The following is a 19438-nucleotide window of genomic DNA, read 5'->3' as shown; positions in this document are numbered from 1 at the left end:
GGCATGGCCCTTGACCTGTACGCGGGAATCCCGGTCGACGACTACCCGGCGGCGTTGGCCTGGTACGAACGACTCCTCGGCAAACCGCCGACGTTCGTCGCGAGCGACACGGAGGCCGTGTGGGAACTCGCCCAGCATCGGTCGGTGTTCATCGAGCGGCGGCCCGAGCATGCCGGTCACGCCATGCACACAATCTTCGTCGACGATCTTGACGCACTCGTCGCCCGGGCAGCCGACCGGGGAGTGGAGCCCTCGAAGCGGGAGACCTACTCGAACGGTGTACGCAAGGCCACCTACCACGACCCCGACGGGAACGAGATCGGTTTCGGCGGCGCCCCACTGTGACCACCGACGCGGAGTGGGAACCCAGGTGATGATCTATCAACTCGGTGACATCGTGGCCGAGCGGCAGGTGGACGCGATCGCCGAGGACGGCAGCCGTACCCCGGTGGTTCTGAGGATCGGCAATCCGCTGCCGGACGCCCTGCCCGGCGGGGACTGGTACTGCCCGCACCAGATTCTGGGCCTGGGCGACGAGGCCGTGCGGGCATCCTTCGGCGTCGACTCCTTGCAGGCCCTGCTGCTGTCCGTGTACGCGCTGCGGCTGAAGCTGGCGGAGCGAGCCGAGACGGCATCTGTCCGGCTGGACTGGCTGGGCCAGCCCGACCTGGGTCTGACGGTCGACCCGGAGGTACCGGGGCGCCTGCCACCCGGTGTGGTCGGTCCGGGGTCACGGAGTTCGCGCGAGTAACGGTCGTGACGGGTACGGACGACGTGGCGTCGACCCCGCCCTGCCAGGTACTGATCCATGGCGCCGCAGCCGTTCCTGGTGTTGGCACCTGCTGACCGCCGAGCTGCCCTCCTGCGGAGGTGGTACGTCCCCGATCAGGAGCGGAAAACGGAGGCGGCGGAGGCGTCGGTGGCGGCGTCGGTGGCGAACCAGGTACCGGTGCCGGCCGGGGCGAGCGCCTGCGTGATGGTGATCCGGGCATGCTCGTCCAGCGGCGGCAACTCGTCCGGCGGGAACCACTCGACGGCGACCGACTCGTCGTCGTTGACCCGTGCCACGCCGTCGACGTACCGGCAGCGGAAGCCGATGTTCAGGAACTGGCACTGGTCGCCGTTGGGGTAGGTGTGCGGATGCGCCAGCACGCTCGACACCCGCTCGGGGGTCACCCGTACGCCCGCCTCCTCGTAGACCTCCCGGACCACGGTCTGTGCGGGTTGCTCGTCGGGCTCCACGAAACCGCTGAGAACCGACCAGCGCCCGTCGTCGGCACGCTTGCCGAGCAGTAGTTCTCCGGCGTCGTTCAGCACCACCGCGCTGACGCTGGGCAGCCAGAGAAGGTCGTGTCCGACCGCCTTGCGCAGCCGGGTCACGTACTCGGGGACGGTCATGCCAGGACGATAGTCAGCGTTCGGGCGGGCCGGTTCAGCGGGCCGGAACCGGCGGGAGCGTGCCAGGGACTGTCGTCGGTTCCGGTCCTGACATCGGCGGCGGTGCGGGCGCGGTGGACGACCGCGCGGGCTCCGGTGTCGGTGTTCCGTCGGGCGGGGCGTTGTCCGGGCACGGCACCTGGCTCCGGGAGAAGTCGCGGCGTTCCTGGTCGAGGACCTGGCGGAAACAGACCCGCATCTCGGTCGACGCCCGGCCGGCCATCAGGGGTTGGGACATCGTCACGTGCACCCGGAAGACGACCCGTACGCCGGGGGAGTGGCGTCGGTCGGTGCCGTCGACCGTCAACACGTCGACGCGATCGTTGCGGGCCGCGCTCTGGCCGAGTCCGGCCGCGTCGTCGGCGACGCCGTGCACCAGTGCGTCACCGATCACGGCGGCCCGCCGTTCCGCTTCGCTATGCGCCCGTTCCTCGATCGAGGGCTCTGTCGTGATGGTCAGAATGGTGTGCCCGACGCTGGCGACGAGCAGCAGCAGAATGGCCAGCACGACGATTGACAGCACCCGGGGAAGCCGCCCTGTCCCATCCGCCCGCCGCACCATGCTCACACTGCGAATTGTGCTCCATTCTTCGCCGCCAAGTGCCAGGTCAAGGCGATGAGGCGGTCGGCGGAGCGTACCGGCGGGGATTTTTTTCCCACGCCTGGCGGAGTGCGTCGCCGACGGGTCCGCACGTCGCTGACGGTGGTGAATCCCTTGCCGCAGAAAGCCTTTCCGGAGTACGACCACAGTTTGCCGATTCCACGACCGGGGTTATCCGATGGGGTCTACTGTGGAAGTCCTCCCGTCTTTTTGCGTGAAACGGTAGCGCCTGGTCGGTTTGCCGTGCACAGTAATCCCATGAGCGACAGCGGGAGTGATGTGCAGTACTTCTGGTGCATCCGCCATCACCGGACAGAGACCGGTGCTGACGTGTGCCCTGCGAGGTACGTGCTCGGTCCTTATGCCTCGGCCGCCGACGCGGAGCAGGCGTTGCAGCGTGTACGGCAACGCAACGAAGAGTGGGATGCCGAGGATGCCCGCTGGGCCGGGGAGGAGCGCTAGACCGGCGCGGCGACAGTCCGCGTCGAGAAACTCCGTGGTGCTCCGCGAGGAGACCCCCGAGAGCATGTCCCGCAAGGAGGAACACAGATGGCCGAAGCAACCAGGGCCAGCCGCCCGGTGGCGCGAAGTGCCGCCGGGAAGAAGACTGCGGCGCGGAGCCGGACGGTGGGTGCCAGCAAGGGCACCGCGGCCCGGCGGACCGCCAGTTCGTCGGTAGCCAAGAAGGCGCCGGCGAAGAAGGCCCCGGCCAAGCGCGCGACGGCGGCGAAGAAGGCGCCGGCGAAGAAGGCGACAGCGAAGCGGGCGCCGGCGAAGAAGGCCACCGCGAGGAAGACGACGGGTACGCGGGCGGCAGCGAGCCGCCCCGGCACGGCGAAGCGTACGACGGCCGCGAAGAAGACGACGGCGGCGAAGAAGACGACGACGGCGAAGCGGACCACCACCGCGGCGGCGAAGAAGACGACGGCGGCGGCCCGGAAGACGGGCGCGACGGCCAAGCGGACCACCTCGACGGCGGTGCAGAAGGTCACCGCCCGGAAGGCTCCCGCGAAGAAGGCTCCGGCGAAGAAGGCCACGACGAAGCGGACGACGGCGACAACGGCTCCGGCGAAGCGAGCCACCGCCAAGAAGGCTCCGGCGAAGCGGGCCACGGCAAAGCGGGCTACGGCGACGAAGGCTCCGGCGAAGCGGGGAACCGCGGCGGCGAAGCGCACCACCGCCACGCCGGCCAAGAAGATCACCGCCCGGAAGGCGCCGAGTAAGCAGGCTGCGGCCCGCAAGGCGCCGGCCAAGGCACCGGCGCGGAAGGCCACCAGGTCGTCCGCCCAGAAGATGGTGGGTTGAGTTGCGCACCGGAACGCCCCGGAGCGGGGGCGTTCCGGTGCGGTACGCGCGTCGGCGGTGACAGGTGTCGGCGGTGACGCGCGTCGGCGGGGGCAACGGAGGCGGCGCCGGGCGGATGTGACATCCCGCATCCGGCCCGGCGCCTCCGCCGTGACGTCGGGTTTGCGAGGATGCCGGCATGGCATATGACGCGAGCGCCCTGCCCGACGTTTCCGGACTGACCGTAGGAATCATCGGTGGCACGGGCGACCAGGGGCGAGGGTTGGCCTACCGGCTCGCTCGGGCGGGTCAGCGCGTACTCATCGGCTCCCGCTCGGCGGCACGGGCCAGCCAGGTGGCGGAGGAGATCGCCGCCCTGCCCGGCCTGCCCGCCGACCCGACGGTGTCCGGCGGTGACAACGCCGAGGTGTCGAGCCGCTCGGACGTGGTCATCATCGCGGTGCCGTGGGACGGACACCGGGACACGGTCGCCGCACTGCGTGAGCCGCTGGCCGGCAAGGTGGTCATCGACTGCGTCAACCCGCTCGGCTTCGACAAGCAGGGGCCGTACCCGCTGCGGGTCGAGGAGGGCAGTGCCGTGCAGCAGGCCGCGGCGCTGTTGCCGGAGTCCCGGGTCTGCTCGGCCTTCAACCACGTCAGCGCCCCGCTGCTCGCCGATCCGGGCATCGACCGGATCGACCTGGACGTACTGATCTGCACCGAGGAACGGGAGCTGGTCGGACTGGTCGCCGCCCTCGCCGCGCGGATCCCGGGCATGCGTGGCATCTACGCCGGCCGGCTCCGCAACGCGCACCAGGTCGAGGCGTTCACCGCCAACCTGATCGCGATCAACAAGCGCTACAAGGCGCACGCCGGACTCCGCGTCACCGACCTCTGACCGACCCGCGTACCGCCGGACCGCCGACTCGCCGGACCGCCCCCCGCATACCGCCTGGCCCGCGTACCGCCGGACCGCCTGGCCCGCGTACCGCCGGACCGTCCGACCCACACCGGGGCCGGCGCGGTCCGGCGGCCGTCGCGCTCGGCGGGCGGAACTAGAAGGTGTGCTCGGCGGTCGGGAACTCGCCGTCGCGGACCTCGGCGGCGAACCGCTGGGTAGCTTCGGCCAGCGTGCCGGCCAGGTCGGCGTAGCGCTTCACGAACCGTGGCATCCGGCCGGACCGCAGGCCCGCCATGTCCTGCCAGACCAGCACCTGGGCGTCCGTGTCCGGGCCCGCCCCGATCCCGATGGTGGGGATCGCCAGCTCGTGGGTGATCCGCTTGGCCACCTCGCCCGGGACCATCTCCAGGACGACCGCGAACGCGCCGGCCTCGGCCACCGCGAGCGCGTCCGCCAGTACGTCGTCGGCGGCGTCGCCGCGGCCCTGTACCCGGTAGCCGCCGATCGTGTGCTCCCGCTGCGGCGTGAACCCGATGTGCGCCATCAGCGGGATGCCGGCACCGGTGATCGCCCGGATCTGCTCGGCCACCTGCCGGCCGCCCTCCAGCTTCACCGCGTGGCAGCCGCCCTCCTTCATGAACCGTACGGCGGTGCGCAGCGCCTGGGTCGGCCCCTCCTCGTACGAGCCGAACGGCAGGTCACCGACGACCAGCGGATAGTCGGTCGCCCGTACCACCGCCCGTACCAGGGGAAGCAGGTCGTCGACCGTGATCGGTACCGTCGTCGGGTAGCCGAAGACGTTGTTCGCCGCGGAGTCACCGACCAGCAGCACCGGAATTCCGGCCTGGTCGAAGATCGCCGCCGTGTACTGGTCGTACGAGGTGAGCATCGGCCAGCGCTCGCCGCGTTCCTTGGCGGCGATCAGGTCACGGGCCCGTACCCGCCGGGTCGCCGGACCGCCGTAGAGCGTCGCCACCTCGGCTGGAGCGGACTCCATCCCTTGCTCAGACATCTTCGTCTCCTTCCGCCTCGAGGCCGCGTCCACGGTCCCCGGGTCGCTTCCGATCGTCCCACCGTTTCCGGGGGCGCCGGCAGAGAAGAGTGCAGGTTGTCACACCAACCGACCAGCCCGCTGGCGGCTTATCCGCGTTCGCGCCAGCGGTTGGTGATCGGCAGGCGGCGGTCCCGGCCGAACGCCTTGATCGAGATCTTCGAGCCGGGGGCGGACTGCCGGCGCTTGTACTCGGCGATGTCGACCATCCGCAGCACCCTGTCCACCACCTCCGGATCATGCCCGGCGGCGACGATGTCGTCCCGGCCCTGGTCGCCGTCGACATAGCCGACCAGGATCGCGTCGAGTACGGAGTAGTCGGGCAGGGTGTCGCTGTCCAGTTGCCCCGGGCTCAGCTCCGCGCTCGGCGGCTTGCGGATCGAGTTCTCCGGAATCGGCGGGGTCTCGCCACGTCGGATCGCCTCCGCGTTGCGCCAGCTCGCCAGCTTCCACACCAGGCTCTTCCAGACGTCCTTGAGCGGATTGAACCCGCCGACGGAGTCGCCGTAGAGGGTGGAGTAGCCGACCGCCAACTCGCTCTTGTTGCCGGTGGTCAGGACGAGGTGGCCCTCCTGGTTCGACAGCGCCATCAGGATCACCCCGCGGACCCGCGCCTGGAGGTTCTCCACCGCCATCCCGGACAGCGACAGGTTGGCCAGAAAACCGTCGACCATCGGCTGGATCGCCTCGACCCGGTAGTCGAGCCCGGTCCGCTTGGCCAGGTCGGCGGCGTCGTCCCGGGAGTGCTCGGAGGAGTGCTGGCTGGGCATCGACACCCCGACCACCCGCTCCGGTCCGAGCGCGTCCACCGCGATCACGGCGACCACCGACGAGTCGATCCCGCCGGAGAGACCGAGCACCACCGAGCGGAAGCCGTTCTTGTCGACGTAGTCGCGCAGCCCCAGCACCAGCGCCTGCCACACCTCACCGGAATCGACGACCGGTTCGGTGATGCCGCCGACAGCCGGCGGACCGGCCGGCGCGGGCAACGTGTCGCTGATCCGGATCCGGGTGATGGACATGTCCTCCGGGGCGTCCGCCGGAGCCGGCTGCGCGGGCTCGGTGCCGGTCGGCGCGTCCACGCGGGCGGCGGGCAGCTCCAGGTCGTGCAGCAACAGCCGCTCGACGAACTGCGAGGCCCGGGTCAGCAGGGTGCCGTCCGGCGCGACGATCATCGAGTCGCCGTCGAATACCAGTTCGTCCTGGGCGCCCACCGTGTTGACGTACGCCACCGTGGCGTCGGCCTCGGCGGCCCGGCGGCGGATCAGCGGCAGCCGTACGTCGTCCTTGTTCAGCTCGTACGGCGAGCCGTTGATGTTGACGACCAGGCCGACGCCGGCCCGGCGGGCGACCTGGAACGGGCCGCCGGCCTGCCAGAGGTCCTCGCAGATGGTGAGCGCGACGTCGACCCCGCCGATCCGGACCACGGTCAGGGTGTCACCGGGGACGAAGTAGCGGTCCTCGTCGAAGACGCCGTAGTTGGGCAAATGGTGCTTGAAGTAGCGGGCCACGACCCGCCCGTCGTGCAGTACGGCGAGGGCGTTGCGCGGCCCCCGACGCGGGGTGGCGTTGGCGTTGACGGTGGCCGGGCCGTCGGCGTCGAGGTAGCCGACGACCACCGGAATTCTTCCGAGGTCGTCCCCGGCCAGGTCGACGGCGAGCTGCTCGAGGGCCGCCCTGGAGGCGACGACGAAGGAGTCCCGGAAGACCAGGTCCTCCACCGGATATCCGGTCAGCATCATCTCGGGGAACACCACGAGCTGCGCCCCGGCCCCGGCGGCGGCCCGGGACCGGTCCCGGACGATCGCCGCGTTGCCGGCGATGTCGCCGACGGTCGGATTGACCTGGGCCAGGGCGATGCGCAAGGTCGGCATACCTCCATCTTGCCCCAGCCGCCGCGCGGGGGCGCGCCCCACTCCTGGTTGTAAGGAAGGGCCCCTTGTTATCGCTTTCTGTAGAAGAAGGGCCCCTTCTTAACGCCGGCCCTCGCTTTAACGCCGGCACTCGCTTTAACGCCGGCCTCGCCCTTGACGCAGGCCCTTGCGCGGGGAGCGGCGGAACGGTCGTTCCCGCTATGTTTGGTATGAACGCCCAACATGCGGGCAGGGTGGGCTACCCCGCGCATCCGTTGCGGTCTAGCTCACGTAACGTCCGTGTAACGAAACCGGGGAAGACTGGACTGCCGGGCGTGCGCCGGCTGGGCCGGTCCGAACAAAGTGTGCGAGGGGTTGAGGTGGACCGTCAGCAGGAGTTCGTGCTCCGTACGCTGGAAGAGCGTGACATCCGTTTCGTCCGGTTGTGGTTCACCGACGTGCTCGGAACGCTCAAGAGCGTGTCGGTGGCGCCCGCAGAGCTGGAGGCCGCCTTCGACGAAGGGATCGGCTTCGACGGCTCCGCGATCGAGGGCTTCGCCCGGGTCTTCGAGTCGGACATGGTCGCCATGCCCGATCCGACGACCTTCCAGGTCTTTCCCTTCGAGGGTGGGGTCAGCGGCGAGAGCGCCCGGATGTTCTGCGACATCCTGCTGCCCGACGGCGGCCCGTCCTGGGCCGATCCCCGGCACGTGCTGCGCCGGGCGCTGTCCCGGGCGGCGGAGAAGGGCTTTACCTTCTACACCCACCCCGAGATCGAGTTCTTCCTGCTCGAGAACGGTCCCGCCGACGGCTCGGTGCCGGTGCCGGTCGACTCGGGCGGCTACTTCGAGCACACCACCCACGCGGTGGCCAGGGACTTCCGCCGGCAGGCGGTACTGGCCCTGGAACGGATCGGCATCTCGGTCGAGTTCAGCCACCACGAGGTCGCGCCGGGCCAGCAGGAGATCGACCTGCGCTACGCCGACGCGCTCACCACGGCAGACAACATCATGACGTTCCGGCACATGGTCAAGGAGGTCGCGCTCTCCACCGGGGTACGCGCCAGCTTCATGCCCAAGCCGTTCACCGACCAGCCGGGCAGCGGGATGCACACCCATCTCTCCCTCTTCGAGGGGGAGCGCAACGCGTTCCACGACGCGAGTGACCCGATGAAGCTCTCCAAGGTCGGCCGCGCCTTCATCGCCGGGCTGCTCACCCACGCCCGGGAGTACACGGCGGTCACCAACCAGTGGGTCAACTCGTACAAGCGGCTGTTCCCGCAGGCGTTGCCGGACCGGATCACCGAGTCCCCGGCGTACGTCTGCTGGGGGCACCTCAACCGGTCCGCGCTGGTCCGGGTGCCGGCGTACGGCAAGCCGAACTCCGCCCGGATCGAGGTCCGCTCGCCGGACTCGGCCACGAACCCGTACCTCGCCTTCGCGGTGCTGCTCGGTGCCGGCATGAAGGGCATCGAGGAAGGCTACGAACTGCCGCCGGGCGCCGAGGACGACGTCTGGTCGCTGTCCAACGCCGAGCGCAAGGCGATGGGGTACGAGTCCCTGCCGGAGAACCTCTCCGAGGCGATCGACGTGATGGCGGGGTCGGAGCTGGTCGCCGAGGTGCTCGGCGAGCACGTCTTCGACTTCTTCCTCCGCAACAAGCGCGCCGAGTGGGAGCAGTACCGCCGCGAGGTCACCCCGTACGAGCGCCAGCGTTACCTGGGGCTGCTCTGACGATCAGATGTTAGGAAGGGCCCCTTCTTATACAGAAAGCGATAAGAAGGGGCCCTTCCTTACAGCCGTGCGGGTGGTGTGGGGCTGTCTGGCCTTGCCGCCGCACGCTATCGTCCTGACGAACGCGGCCCCCTCCGGCGGCCGTCCACACCCGTTGGGAGGCAGTCGGTGGTCGAGGATCTGTTCGCGGGAGCCTGGCAGAGCATCGTGTTCGGTGTGGTCGGCATTGCGCTGATGGCGGCCGGATTCGGGCTGGTCGACGCCCTCACCCCGGGAAAGCTGCGCGAGCTGATCTGGGTGCAGCGCAATTCCAACGCCTCGTTGCTGCTGCTGGCCAACCAGCTCGGCATCGCCGGCATCGTCTTCACCGCGATCCTGACCAGCTACACCGACTTCGCCAAGGGGCTGGCCTCGACCGTCCTGTTCGGTGTCATCGGGATCGGCATCATGGCGCTGGCGTTCCTGGTGCTGGACTGGCTGACCCCGGGCAAGCTCGGTGAGGTGATCTGCTCCGAGGAGCCGCATCCGGCCGCCCGGGTGAGCGCGGCGACGCACTTCGGGGCCGCCCTGATCGTCTGCGCCTGCATCGCCTGATCCCGTCCCCGGCCGGCGGCGGGATGACGGTGTGGCCCGCCGCCCGCCGCCCGCACCGCGCGCCTGCCGCGTACCGTCCCACCGGTCCGTTCCGGACGGCGGTGGGCACGATGCTCGGGACGCGCAGGGGGAGGCGCGCAGGGGGAGGCGCGCAGGACGAGGCGCGCAGGACGAGGCGCGGCAGGACGAGGCGCGGCAGGACGAGGCGCGCACCGGTTCGGGGTGCTACCTCGTTCGACCTGATTCCCTGGTCGTTTTCAGAGTGGCCGGGGTGTCGCTCTGATCACTCGTCCGCCGCGCCGCCCGTCCGGCCGTCGTGCTTCGTACCGTCGTGCTTCCAGCCGCCCCAGCCGCCGCCGTGTCCCGGGCCGCCGCCCCAGGCCGGCAGCACGCCCGCCTGGAACGCCTTGATGATGGCGTCGGCCTGCTCCCGGGTCAGTTTGCCGTCCGACACCGCCTTGTCGAGTCGGGTCTTCAGCCACGCCTCCCGATCCGCGTTCGACTTCCCATCGGGCTTGTCCTGGCCCCGGTCCTTCCGCTCGGCCTGGTGCTGCTGCCTGATCTTCGCCAGCGCCGCCTCGACCTTGTCCTGCGGAACACCCAACTCGGTGGCGAGTTCCTCGGCGAGCTTGTCGCGCCGGTCCAACGCACGCTTGTCCTGACCGTGCGGAGCCGCCCCGCTGTCGGAGGATGTCGACGGGGACGGCTTGGGCGACGTGCCGTCCTCGGCGAACGCCACGGCGGGGGCGGCGATGCCCACCGTGAGTACTCCGGCGGCGACCAGGCCGCCGAGGATCCTCTTCCGGGAGGGTCGGGAAGGCAGGCTGTTCATCTGGTTTTCCTCTCGTCGGCGAAGCGGTCTGCAGTCGTCCAGACTGCCGCATCACCCTGTGTGGCGGCCGTAGCCGACCTGGCAGAGGGCTGAGAATCATGGCCGAACCCCCGATCTCCGCCCCGGTCCGTGCTCGACCGGGCGGTCCTGGCCCACTACCGTCGGTTGTCCGGTACGGCCATGCTTGGGCCGGGAGTCTCGATCGACAGGAGTAGCCGGGTGCCCCGGACGCTTTCTTACGCCGCCGCCGCACGGCTGCTCGGCGGCGACCGTGGCCGGGTGGTGAGCGCGCTCGACACCATCGCCGGAGGCGCCCTGCTCGGCACGGCCGTCGCGGTGCCGGCGGTGCTGGCGCTCTTCGACGCCAAGGCCGAGTTCGTCCGGCTCAGCCATGAACTTGTCCGTACCGTCTCGGAGCGGCGTGCCGGCCTGACCCGGTACGACCGGACCGAGCGGCTGGCGGCGGCACACCGGGTGCTCGTGGTGACCGCGTTCTTCGAGGCGCTGACCGAGGCCGACCTCCCGTTCCGGTTCGGTGACCTGGAGCTGACCGAGCGGGAACAGGTCGCGGTGGCCGGGGCGCACGGCGCCGACCACGGGCCGCTGTTGCGGGCGTTCTTCGGCGACGGGGTTCCGGCGCCCGGCCCGGAGCAGGCGTACCGGGACTTCCGGGCGGCACTGGACGGCTACTACCAGGAGGTCGTCGACCGGCTGCGGCGGTTCGTGGTCGGACTGGCCGCCTGGGAGTGGCTGGGTCTCGGCGAGCAGCAGCGGTTCGACGCCCTCCTGAATGTCCTGCCGACCAGTGCGGTGGACCGGCACCAGGAACTGCTCGGCCGGTTGGCTGGCGATTTTCCCGAGGTGGCCTTCTGGGCCGGGCTCCGGGAGCACGCCGCGACCCGGAACGAGCTCCGCCAGCTCTCCGCCGCACTCGGCGACCTCGAACAGATCCTTTGCCAGATCTCGACCGGACGGGCACCGGACGAGCGCCGGGCCGCACTGGCCGGGACGTACGCCAGGGGGCTGGATCGGTCGATCGTCGAGTCCGGGGACGTACCGGCCGGGATCAAAGTGCCGACCCTCGGTGCGGCGTACGTGCCACCGTTGTGCCGGGTGGCCGCACTGGGCCCGGACGCCCGGCCCAGCGACGAGTCGTGGTGGCTGGAGCAGCCGGTCCGGCGGGACCTGTCCGAGTTCCTCACCGGCTACCTCACCACTCCGGGCGCGGTCGAGGCGCCGCTGCTGGTGCTCGGACAGCCCGGTTCCGGCAAGTCCGTACTCACCCGGGTGCTGGCGGCCCAGTTGCCGGCAGCGGACTTCCTGCCGGTCCGGGTGGTGCTTCGCGACGTGCCGGCCGCCGCCGATCTTCAGGATCAGATCGAGTACGCGGTGCGTGCGGCGACCGGCGAGCGGCTGGACTGGCCGGCGCTGGCCCGTTCCGCCGGTGACGCCCTGCCGGTGGTGCTCCTCGACGGCTTCGACGAACTGCTCCAGGCGACCGGGGTGAGCCAGACCGACTACCTGCTCAAGGTCGCGGCGTTCCAGCGTCGCGAGGCCGACCAGGGCCGACCGGTCGTGGTCCTGGTGACCAGCCGGACCAGCGTCGCCGACCGGGCCCGGCCGCCGGAGGGGACCGTCGGGTTGCGGCTGGAGCCGTTCGACCAGGAACGGGTCGCCACCTGGCTGGCCGCCTGGAACAGGGTCAACGCCGACGAGTTCGTGGCCCGCGGGGTGGCCCCGCTGGACCTGCCGACCGTGCTGGCCCACCGCGAGCTGGCCGAGCAGCCACTGCTGCTGCTGATGCTGGCGCTGTACGACGCCGACGGCAATGCGCTGCGCTCGGCCGGGGCGCTGCGCAAGGACGAACTCTACGAGCGCCTGCTGCGCCGGTTCGCCCACCGGGAGGTGGTCAAGCACCGCCGGGGACTGCCGAACGGGGAGGTCGACCAGGCCGTCGAGGGGGAACTGCGCCGGTTGTCGGTGGTCGCCTTCGCGATGTTCAACCGCAACGCCCAGTGGGTCACCGAAGCCCAGTTGGAGACCGATCTGCTGGCCCTGCTCGGCGCCGCATCGCCGTCCGGCACCGCCGCCGACCTGCGCGCGCCGCTGGGGCATGCCGAGATCGTGCTCGGCCGGTTCTTCTTCGTGCACCGGGCCAGGGCGGAGCGCGACAACAGCCCGTTGGAGACGTACGAGTTCCTGCACGCCACCTTCGGCGAGTTCCTGGTCGCCCGGTTCGCCTGGCAGGTGCTGACGAACATCGCGGCCAGAGAAGCCGCCGCGACGATGTCGTTCGGTAGCGGACCGCCCGACGACGACCTGCTGCACGCCCTGCTGTCGTACGCGGCGCTGAGCGGGCGCACTCCGATCCTCGGATTCCTGACCGGGCTGATGTCCGGCGGATCGGGCGGCGGATCGGGCGGCGGGTCGGCGGGACTGACGACGTTGCTGGTCGGGCTTTTCCAGAAGGCTCACCATGCCCGGCCGTCCCGCCGGTACGAGTCGTACCAACCCCGTCCGCTGCCGCTGCCGGCCCGACACGCCGCGTACAGCGCGAATCTGCTGCTACTGGCTATCTGCGCCGGTGGCACCCTGCGTGGCGGCCGGCTCTATCCGGGCCGCAACGTGGTGGCCTGTTGGCACCGGGAAACCCTGCTGTGGCAGTCCCAGCTCGGTACCCAGGACTGGACCAGCCTGGTGGAGACGCTGGTCCTCGATCGGCTGCGGTCCGCCGACGGCACCCGGGACATCGAGCTGCGGATCACCACCGATCCGGCCACGTGGCGGCCCCGCCCGGTCGATCCGCTGTGGACGTACGACCTGTCGCCGGAGCGATCGCAGAGCTTCGTCCGGTCGGGCCAGTCCTGGGCACAGCTCGCCCGCCGGGCGTACCTGCGGTGTGCGATCGACGACGATGTGCTGATCCACGCGCTCGAACCGGCGGTGGCGGTCCTTCCGGAGGGAATCAACCACTTCCGCCTCAATTCGCAGGGCGGGGCCGCGTCCACCCTGCACGACGTGCTCGCGTTCGTGATGTTCCCGTCGGATGACCGCGGCGCGGACGAACGTCTGCACGGCTTCCTGCGGGTCGTCGCGACGCTGACCACGTTCGACAACGCGTACGTGGTGCACCGGCTGGCCGCACTCGTCCTCGATCGGCTCGCGAATGACCCGGGACTGCCGGCCGACATGGCCTACCAGGTCGTGGGATCGTTGCCCTGGTACCTGATCACCGAGAGCAGGCTGGCCGATGCGTTGCTCCGGTGTGCCCGGGTCTTTCTCGGCCGCGACCGGGCCGTCGACAAGCTCCTGGGAGAACTGTTGCGGGCCGGGGCCCTGAACGAGTCCTCCGCTGCCGACCTGCAAATCGCCGCCGAGGTGTTCGTCCAGTTGGCCGAGGCCGGGGCCGCTGGCGGCGTTTCGGAACCGTTCCTCGCAGCTGTGGTCGCGTCCGTGAATGCGGATCCGGAGCTACGCGCCCGGTACGACCGGACCTTGGAAGGTGCCGCAGACTGACGACGCGTCGGGCAGCCGCCGGTCGCGCGCTACCCAGCGAACTAGCTCGACGTCCAGCGGCGTACGGCGGGGGAGACGGTAAGGGTGCCGGCGGTGGCATCCAGGGTCGCCGGTACGCCGACCGGCACGGTGAGCTGGCCGACCCCGTGCCCGATCGGCAGTCCGCCGAGCACCGGCACCCCGAGGTCACCCAGCCGCTCGGCGAGCACGTCGGCCACACCGATCGCCCAGTTGTCGGCGCAGTCGGTGAACTGGCCCACCGCCACCCCGGCCACCCCGGCCAGCACTCCCGCCCGGCGCAGGTGGGTGAGCATCCGGTCGACCTTGTACGGCGGCTCCCCGACGTCCTCGATCAACAGGATCGCCCCGGTCAGGTCCGGCATGTCCGGAGTTCCCAGGGACGACACGATCAGGCAGAGGTTCCCGCCGATCAGCGGGCCGGTGGCCGTACCGGGGACCAGCACCGGGGCGGTCTCCTCGGTCGGCAGCCGGTGCACCACCACCGGTTCGGTGCTCATCAGCGCGGCGCGCAGCGACTCGGCCGAGGCCGGCGGGGTGCGCTCGTCCAGCCAGGCGGCCCCGGGGCCGTGTACGGTGGCCAGCCGGGCGCCGCGCCAGAGCGCGAGTTGCAGCGCGGTGATGTCGGAGAACCCGGCCACCACCTTCGGGTCGTGGCGGACCGCCGCCATGTCGAGGGCGTCGACGACGCGCTGCGCACCGTAGCCGCCCCGGGTGCAGAGGACGCCGCGTACCGACGGGTCGGCGAAGGCGGCGTTGAGGTCGGCGGCCCGAAGTGCGTCGTCCCCGGCCAGGTAGCCGCGCCGGGCGTACGCGTTCGGGGCCAGGACCGGACGCAGGCCCCAACCGGTGAGGAGTTCGACGCCCCGGGCAACTCGTTCCGGTCGGGTCGGCCCCGAGGGTGACACCAGCAACACTGTGTCCCCGGGACGTAGCGCCGGTGGCCGTACGGCCTGATCGTCGGGCACCGTGCCTCCTCCTCCACTCGGCCCAGAGCCTATCGGTGCCGGACGGGGCCACCGGATAGCCTCAACACCGTGGCAACCGAGACCGGAACCGAGAGTGTGACCGCGACCGCGATCGCGCTGGTGATCGAGAACGACCCGACGAACGGCGCCCGCCGGCTGGGGGAGTGGCTCACCGAGGCCGGTCTCGAACTGCGGGTGCTGCGGCCGTACGCCGGGGACGCCCTCCCCGAGGACCTGACCGGATACGACGCGCTGGTGGTGCTCGGCGGCTACCAGCAGCCCTACCCGGCGCCCGACGGCACTCCCGGCGCCGGTTGGTTCCCGGCCCTGGAGGGGCTGCTCCGCAAGGCGGTCCGGTACCGGGTGCCCACCCTGGCGATCTGTCTCGGCGCCCAACTCCTGGCCACCGCCCACGCCGGCACGGTGCAGCGGAGCGAGGCCGGGCCGGAGATCGGGCCGACCGTGGTGGGCAAGCGGGACGCGGCCGACGGCGACCCGCTGTTCAGGTACGTGCCGATGATCCCCGACGTGCTCCAGTGGCACGTCGACGAGATCACCGAGTTGCCGCACGGGGCGACCCTGCTGGCCGCCTCGACCCGCTACCCGCACCAGGCGTTCCGGCTCGGCGACCGGGCCTGGGGACTTCAGTTCCACATCGAGTGCGACACCGACATGATCGCCGACTGGGCGAGCGACTCGGCGGTACTGGCCGAACTGGACTACGACCCCGAGCTGGTGGTGGCCGCCTGCGCCGAGATACTGCCGGACGTGGAGGAGGTGTGGCAGCCGTTCGCCGCCCGGTTCGCGGCGCTGGCCCAGGGCCGGCTGCCGGACGCGGAGCCCCGGCGGACGCTGCCGCTCCTCGGACATTAGGAGGCGCCGGCGATGAGCAGACCGACCAGCGCACCCGGCCGGCTCGCCCGGTACGGCTTCGGCGTGGGCGACGGCGGTGGTGTCGCCGGCAACGGTGCCGGGCGGGCCACCGAACTGCTCGGGCCGGACGGGCTCGGGCTGTGGGACGTCGTCGCCCTGGAACCGGTCGACGAACCGGCCGGCCAACTGCTCACCGCGCTGTCCCGGGCCGCCGACCCCGACCTGGCGCTGCGTCAACTGCACCGGATCGTGGAGGCGGAGCGTCGTTCCGCCGCAGACCCGGACAGTTCGGCCCTGATCACGGCGATGCACGCCGATCCGGGGCTGCGACGCAGGATGGTCGCCGTCCTCGGGGCCTCGTCGGCGCTCGGCGACCATCTGGTGGCGAACCCGGAACAGTGGCAGGCCCTGTCCACCGGGACGGACGGGCTACCGCCCAGCGCCGAGGGAATGCTGCACCCCGAGCTCGCCGAGGGAATGCTGCACCCCGAGGTCGCCGAGGGAATGCTGCGTCCCGAGGTCGCCGGGGGCCCCGCGCCCAGCGACGCCACCGGGCCGGGCACCCCTGGGCGCCTGCCGCCGGAGGCCGCGTTGCGGCAGGCGTACCGGCTGGCCCTGCTGCGGATCGCGGCCGCCGACCTGACCGGCGGGCGCGGCCTGGAGCAGACCATGGCGGCGATCTCCGCACTGGCCGACGCCACCCTGGGTGCCGCGTACGACATCGCGGTCGACGAGTTGCCGGACGGCACCCCGGCGCCCCGGCTCGCCGTGCTAGCGATGGGCAAGTGCGGGGGCGAGGAGCTGAACTACGTCTCCGACGTCGACGTCATCTTCGTGGCCGCGACGGACGAGGACCTGCCCGCCGCCACCCAGGTGGCTACCCGGCTGATCCACATCTGCGGACTGGTGGCCTGGCCGGTCGACGCCGCTCTGCGGCCCGAGGGCAACCGTGGCCCGCTGGTGCGTACCCTCGCCAGTCATCTCGCCTACTACCGGCGGTGGGCCCGGACGTGGGAGTTCCAGGCGCTGCTCAAGGCCCGTCCGGCGGCCGGGGACACCGAGCTGGCCGGGGAGTGGATCGACCAGCTCGCCCCGCTGGTCTGGCGGGCGGCGGAACGCCCGGAGGCGGTCGAGGACGTCCGGGCCATGCGCCGGAAGATCATCGACAACATCCCGCCCAAGGAGCTGGAGCGCGAGATCAAGCGTGGTCCGGGCGGGCTACGGGACATCGAGTTCGCCGTGCAGCTCCTCCAACTCGTACACGGGCGGGTCGACGAGTCGCTGCGGTCCCGGGGCACGCTGCCGGCGCTGCGGGCGCTGGTCGCGGGCGGCTACGTCGGCCGGGCCGACGGCGAGGCGCTGCTGCGCGGGTACCGGTTCCTGCGCGGCGTCGAACACCGGCTCCAGTTGCAGGGCCTGCGGCGTACCCACACCGTGCCGGCGGACCCGCCCGCGCTGCGCTGGCTGGCCCACGCGCTCGGCTACACCGCACTGCCGGGCCAGAGCGCCGTCGAGGCGTTCCGGGCCGACTGGGTCGGGCACGCCACCGAGGTACGGCGGCTGCACGCCAAACTGCTCTACCGGCCGCTGCTGGAGGCGGTCGCCCGGGTGCCGGCCGACGGACTGCGGATGACCCCGGAGGCGGCCCGGAAACGGCTGGAGATCCTCGGATTCGGCGATCCGGCCAGGGCGCTGCGCCACCTGGAGGCCCTGACCGGCGGGCTGACCCGGACGGCGGCGATCCAGCGCACCCTGCTTCCGGTGCTGCTCCAGGAGTTCGCCGACGCGCCGGAGCCGGACCGGGGCCTGCTCAACTACCGGACGGTCTCCGACAAGCTCGGCGGCACCCCCTGGTACCTGCGACTGCTGCGCGACGAGGGGCCGGTGGCCCGCCGGCTGGCCCGGATCCTCGCCGGTTCCCGCTACGTGGCGGACCTGCTGGCCCGGGACCCGGAGGCGCTCCGGCTGCTCGCCGAGGACGCCGAACTGACCCCACGCGACACCGACGTACTGCGCGACGGCCTCGCCGCCGCGGCCGACCGGCACCTCGGTGGCCGGGGGCCGCAGCCGGCCAACCCGACCGAGGCGATCCGGGCCGTCCGGGCGCTGCGCAGCCGTGAACTGATCCGGGTCGCCTGTGCCGACGTGCTCCACCAGGCCGGTTCACTGACCCCGGGCCGGCCGAGCGGCCCAATCCCGAGCGGACCAATCCCGAGCGGACCAATCCCGAGCGGCCCAATCCCGAGCGGGCGTACCCCGGGCGGACCAACCAGACCGGTGCCGCCCGTCCGCCCGGAATCGGGTACGGCAGGTGCCGCGATGTTCGACGTCACCGCGGTCGGCGCGGCGCTCTCCGCCGTCACCGACGCCACCCTCGGGGCGGCGCTGCGGGTGGCCCGGGCGACCCAGCCGACGGTGCCCGGACTCCGGTTCGCGGTCATCGGCGTCGGCCGGCTCGGCGGGTACGAGATGAACTACCTCTCCGACGCCGACGTGCTGTTCGTCTACGACCCCCCGCCCGGAGTCGCCGAGGACGTGGCGAGCACGGCGGCCCGGGGGATCGCCGAGGAACTGCGCCGGCTGCTCGGAATGCCGGCACCCGATCCACCGCTCGGAGTCGACGCCGACCTGCGTCCCGAGGGACGGCAGGGGCCGCTGGTCCGCAGCCTGGCCGCGTACGCGCAGTACTACGCCCGCTGGTCGAAGGTCTGGGAGGCACAGGCCCTGCTGCGCGCCCGGTACGTCTGCGGCGACGCCGACCTCGGCACCGAGTTCGAGGCCGTCGCCGACCCGGTGCGCTATCCGGAGCGGGGACTTACCCGCGAACAGGTGGTGGAGATCCGGCGGATCAAGGCCCGGGTGGAGACCGAGCGGCTGCCCCGGAACGCCGACCCGGCGACCCATACCAAGCTGGGCCGGGGCGGGCTGGCCGACGTGGAGTGGGCGGTGCAGTTGATGCAGCTCCGGCACGCCGGCTCGCTGCCGGAGCTGCGCTGCACGCGTACCCTCGACGCGCTGGCCGCCGCCCGGGACGCCGACGTCGTCGATGCCGCCGATGCCGCCGCGATGGCCGCCGGCTGGACCATGGCGGCGCAGGTACGCAACGCGTTGATGCTGGTGCGCGGCCGGGCCGGCGACCAGTTGCCCCGGCACGGGGTCGAACTCGCCGGGGTGGTGCGGCTGCTCGGTGCGGAGGATCCGGGCGAGTTCCTCGACGAATACCTGCGGACCGCACGGCGCAGCCGGGCCGCTGCGGAACGCGTACTCAATGCCTGACCGGCACCGGACGGCGTTGCCGGCCGGCCCGGCCCGCACCGTGCTCGGCGCGGTCGGGCTGGCGACGCTACTGGCGGTGACGTTCCTGCTCGCCCCGCCGCTGGGGACCGACCTGTCCGCACAGGTCGCCCGGGCCAACTTCTTCGCCCGGCACGGCTTCGCGCCGCTCGACCTCGGCTGGTACGCGGGTGTGTCGCCGTACGGGTACAGCCTCTTCACCCCGCCGCTGATGCACTGGCTCGGCGGGGACTCGCTCGGCCCCCGCCTGGCGGGGGCCCTGGCCCTGCTCGTCTCGGCGGCCGCGCTGGCGCTGCTCCTGGTCCGAACCGCCGCCCGCCGCCCGCTGGCCGGTGCGCTGGTCGGCGCCGCCTGCATAGCCGGCAACCTCGTCTCCGGCCGGATCACCTACGCCATCGGCATCGCCCTCGCCCTCCTAGCCCTACTGGCACTGACCACCCCCCACCCCAACCGCCGCCCCACCTCCTCCCACCCCATCTCCTC

The 19438-nt window shown here is 71.6% G+C and carries 16 protein-coding genes and 1 pseudogene; 11 read left to right on the top strand and 6 right to left on the bottom strand.

All coding sequences use genetic code 11. The features are described 5' to 3' along the window. Positions 1-3 precede the first annotated feature (3 nt). Together I0C86_RS03920 and I0C86_RS03915 are read left to right on the top strand one after the other, a co-directional pair. A complete protein-coding gene (locus I0C86_RS03920; RefSeq protein WP_196199807.1) occupies positions 4-345 on the top strand; it encodes a VOC family protein in 342 nt (113 codons plus the stop codon). A gap of 28 nt (positions 346-373) precedes the next feature. Then, positions 374-751: a DUF6968 family protein gene (locus I0C86_RS03915; RefSeq protein ID WP_407676264.1), complete on the top strand. Its 378-nt coding sequence runs from the start codon at positions 374-376 to the stop codon at positions 749-751. A gap of 134 nt (positions 752-885) precedes the next feature. On the opposite strand, the gene I0C86_RS03910 is transcribed toward I0C86_RS03915, so the two are convergent. Together I0C86_RS03910 and I0C86_RS03905 are read right to left on the bottom strand one after the other, a co-directional pair. Continuing rightward, the gene (locus I0C86_RS03910) at positions 886-1398 is read right to left on the bottom strand and encodes an NUDIX hydrolase (protein ID WP_196199805.1); all 513 of its coding nucleotides are present in this window, start codon (positions 1396-1398) and stop codon (positions 886-888) included. Between the two features lie 34 nt (positions 1399-1432). Next, on the bottom strand, positions 1433-1960 hold the full coding sequence (locus I0C86_RS03905; RefSeq protein WP_230393507.1) for a hypothetical protein: 528 nt from the start codon (positions 1958-1960) through the stop codon (positions 1433-1435). Between the two features lie 336 nt (positions 1961-2296). On the opposite strand from I0C86_RS03905, the gene I0C86_RS03900 reads away from it, so the two are divergent. The 3 genes from I0C86_RS03900 (at position 2297) to npdG (ending at position 4220) form a co-directional block, all read left to right on the top strand. After that, positions 2297-2500 carry a hypothetical protein gene (locus tag I0C86_RS03900; protein ID WP_196199803.1) on the top strand — a complete coding sequence of 68 codons (204 nt, stop codon included), beginning with the start codon at positions 2297-2299 and terminating at the stop codon, positions 2498-2500. 87 nt (positions 2501-2587) lie between these two features. Beyond that, positions 2588-3343, top strand: coding sequence for a histone (locus I0C86_RS03895; RefSeq protein ID WP_196199802.1), 756 nt, complete (start codon positions 2588-2590; stop codon positions 3341-3343). Positions 3344-3521: 178 nt separating this feature from the next. After that, positions 3522-4220: an NADPH-dependent F420 reductase gene (npdG, locus tag I0C86_RS03890; RefSeq protein ID WP_196199801.1), complete on the top strand. Its 699-nt coding sequence runs from the start codon at positions 3522-3524 to the stop codon at positions 4218-4220. A 157-nt stretch (positions 4221-4377) separates the two neighbouring features. Here npdG and panB read toward each other — a convergent pair whose 3' ends face one another. Next, positions 4378-5235 (bottom strand): 3-methyl-2-oxobutanoate hydroxymethyltransferase, encoded by an 858-nt coding sequence (gene panB / locus I0C86_RS03885; RefSeq protein ID WP_230393506.1) that lies wholly within the window; start codon positions 5233-5235, stop codon positions 4378-4380. 128 nt (positions 5236-5363) lie between these two features. Continuing rightward, positions 5364-7148, bottom strand: coding sequence for an NAD+ synthase (locus I0C86_RS03880; protein ID WP_196199800.1), 1785 nt, complete (start codon positions 7146-7148; stop codon positions 5364-5366). A gap of 359 nt (positions 7149-7507) precedes the next feature. On the opposite strand from I0C86_RS03880, the gene glnA reads away from it, so the two are divergent. Both glnA and I0C86_RS03870 read left to right on the top strand, forming a co-directional pair. Then, positions 7508-8860, top strand: a complete 1353-nt coding sequence (gene glnA / locus I0C86_RS03875) for a type I glutamate--ammonia ligase (RefSeq protein WP_196199799.1) — start codon at positions 7508-7510, stop codon at positions 8858-8860. A gap of 168 nt (positions 8861-9028) precedes the next feature. Beyond that, positions 9029-9454 (top strand): DUF350 domain-containing protein, encoded by a 426-nt coding sequence (locus I0C86_RS03870; protein WP_196199798.1) that lies wholly within the window; start codon positions 9029-9031, stop codon positions 9452-9454. A gap of 283 nt (positions 9455-9737) precedes the next feature. Here I0C86_RS03870 and I0C86_RS03865 read toward each other — a convergent pair whose 3' ends face one another. After that, positions 9738-10286 carry a hypothetical protein gene (locus I0C86_RS03865; RefSeq protein WP_196199797.1) on the bottom strand — a complete coding sequence of 183 codons (549 nt, stop codon included), beginning with the start codon at positions 10284-10286 and terminating at the stop codon, positions 9738-9740. A gap of 219 nt (positions 10287-10505) precedes the next feature. On the opposite strand from I0C86_RS03865, the gene I0C86_RS03860 reads away from it, so the two are divergent. Beyond that, positions 10506-13802, top strand: coding sequence for an NACHT domain-containing protein (locus I0C86_RS03860; RefSeq protein ID WP_196199796.1), 3297 nt, complete (start codon positions 10506-10508; stop codon positions 13800-13802). Between the two features lie 41 nt (positions 13803-13843). Here the strand turns inward: I0C86_RS03860 and I0C86_RS03855 are convergent, their stop codons facing one another. Further along, positions 13844-14788: a S66 peptidase family protein gene (locus I0C86_RS03855; protein ID WP_196199795.1), complete on the bottom strand. Its 945-nt coding sequence runs from the start codon at positions 14786-14788 to the stop codon at positions 13844-13846. A 69-nt stretch (positions 14789-14857) separates the two neighbouring features. Between I0C86_RS03855 and I0C86_RS03850 the strand changes: the two genes are divergently transcribed. The 3 genes and pseudogenes from I0C86_RS03850 to I0C86_RS03840 form a co-directional block, all read left to right on the top strand. Continuing rightward, positions 14858-15661 (top strand): type 1 glutamine amidotransferase, encoded by an 804-nt coding sequence (locus I0C86_RS03850; protein WP_323373448.1) that lies wholly within the window; start codon positions 14858-14860, stop codon positions 15659-15661. A 12-nt stretch (positions 15662-15673) separates the two neighbouring features. After that, the gene (locus I0C86_RS03845; RefSeq protein WP_196199794.1) at positions 15674-18937 is read left to right on the top strand and encodes a bifunctional [glutamine synthetase] adenylyltransferase/[glutamine synthetase]-adenylyl-L-tyrosine phosphorylase; all 3264 of its coding nucleotides are present in this window, start codon (positions 15674-15676) and stop codon (positions 18935-18937) included. Further along, positions 18930-19438: pseudogene (locus I0C86_RS03840) on the top strand (hypothetical protein); the annotation flags it as partial. The gene I0C86_RS03845 and the pseudogene I0C86_RS03840, both read left to right, overlap by 8 nt.

It is taken from the genome of Plantactinospora alkalitolerans (genome assembly GCF_015690345.1).
Taxonomy (GTDB): Bacteria; Actinomycetota; Actinomycetes; order Mycobacteriales; family Micromonosporaceae; genus Plantactinospora; species Plantactinospora alkalitolerans.
This window is presented reverse-complemented; position numbering and strand designations above follow the sequence as displayed.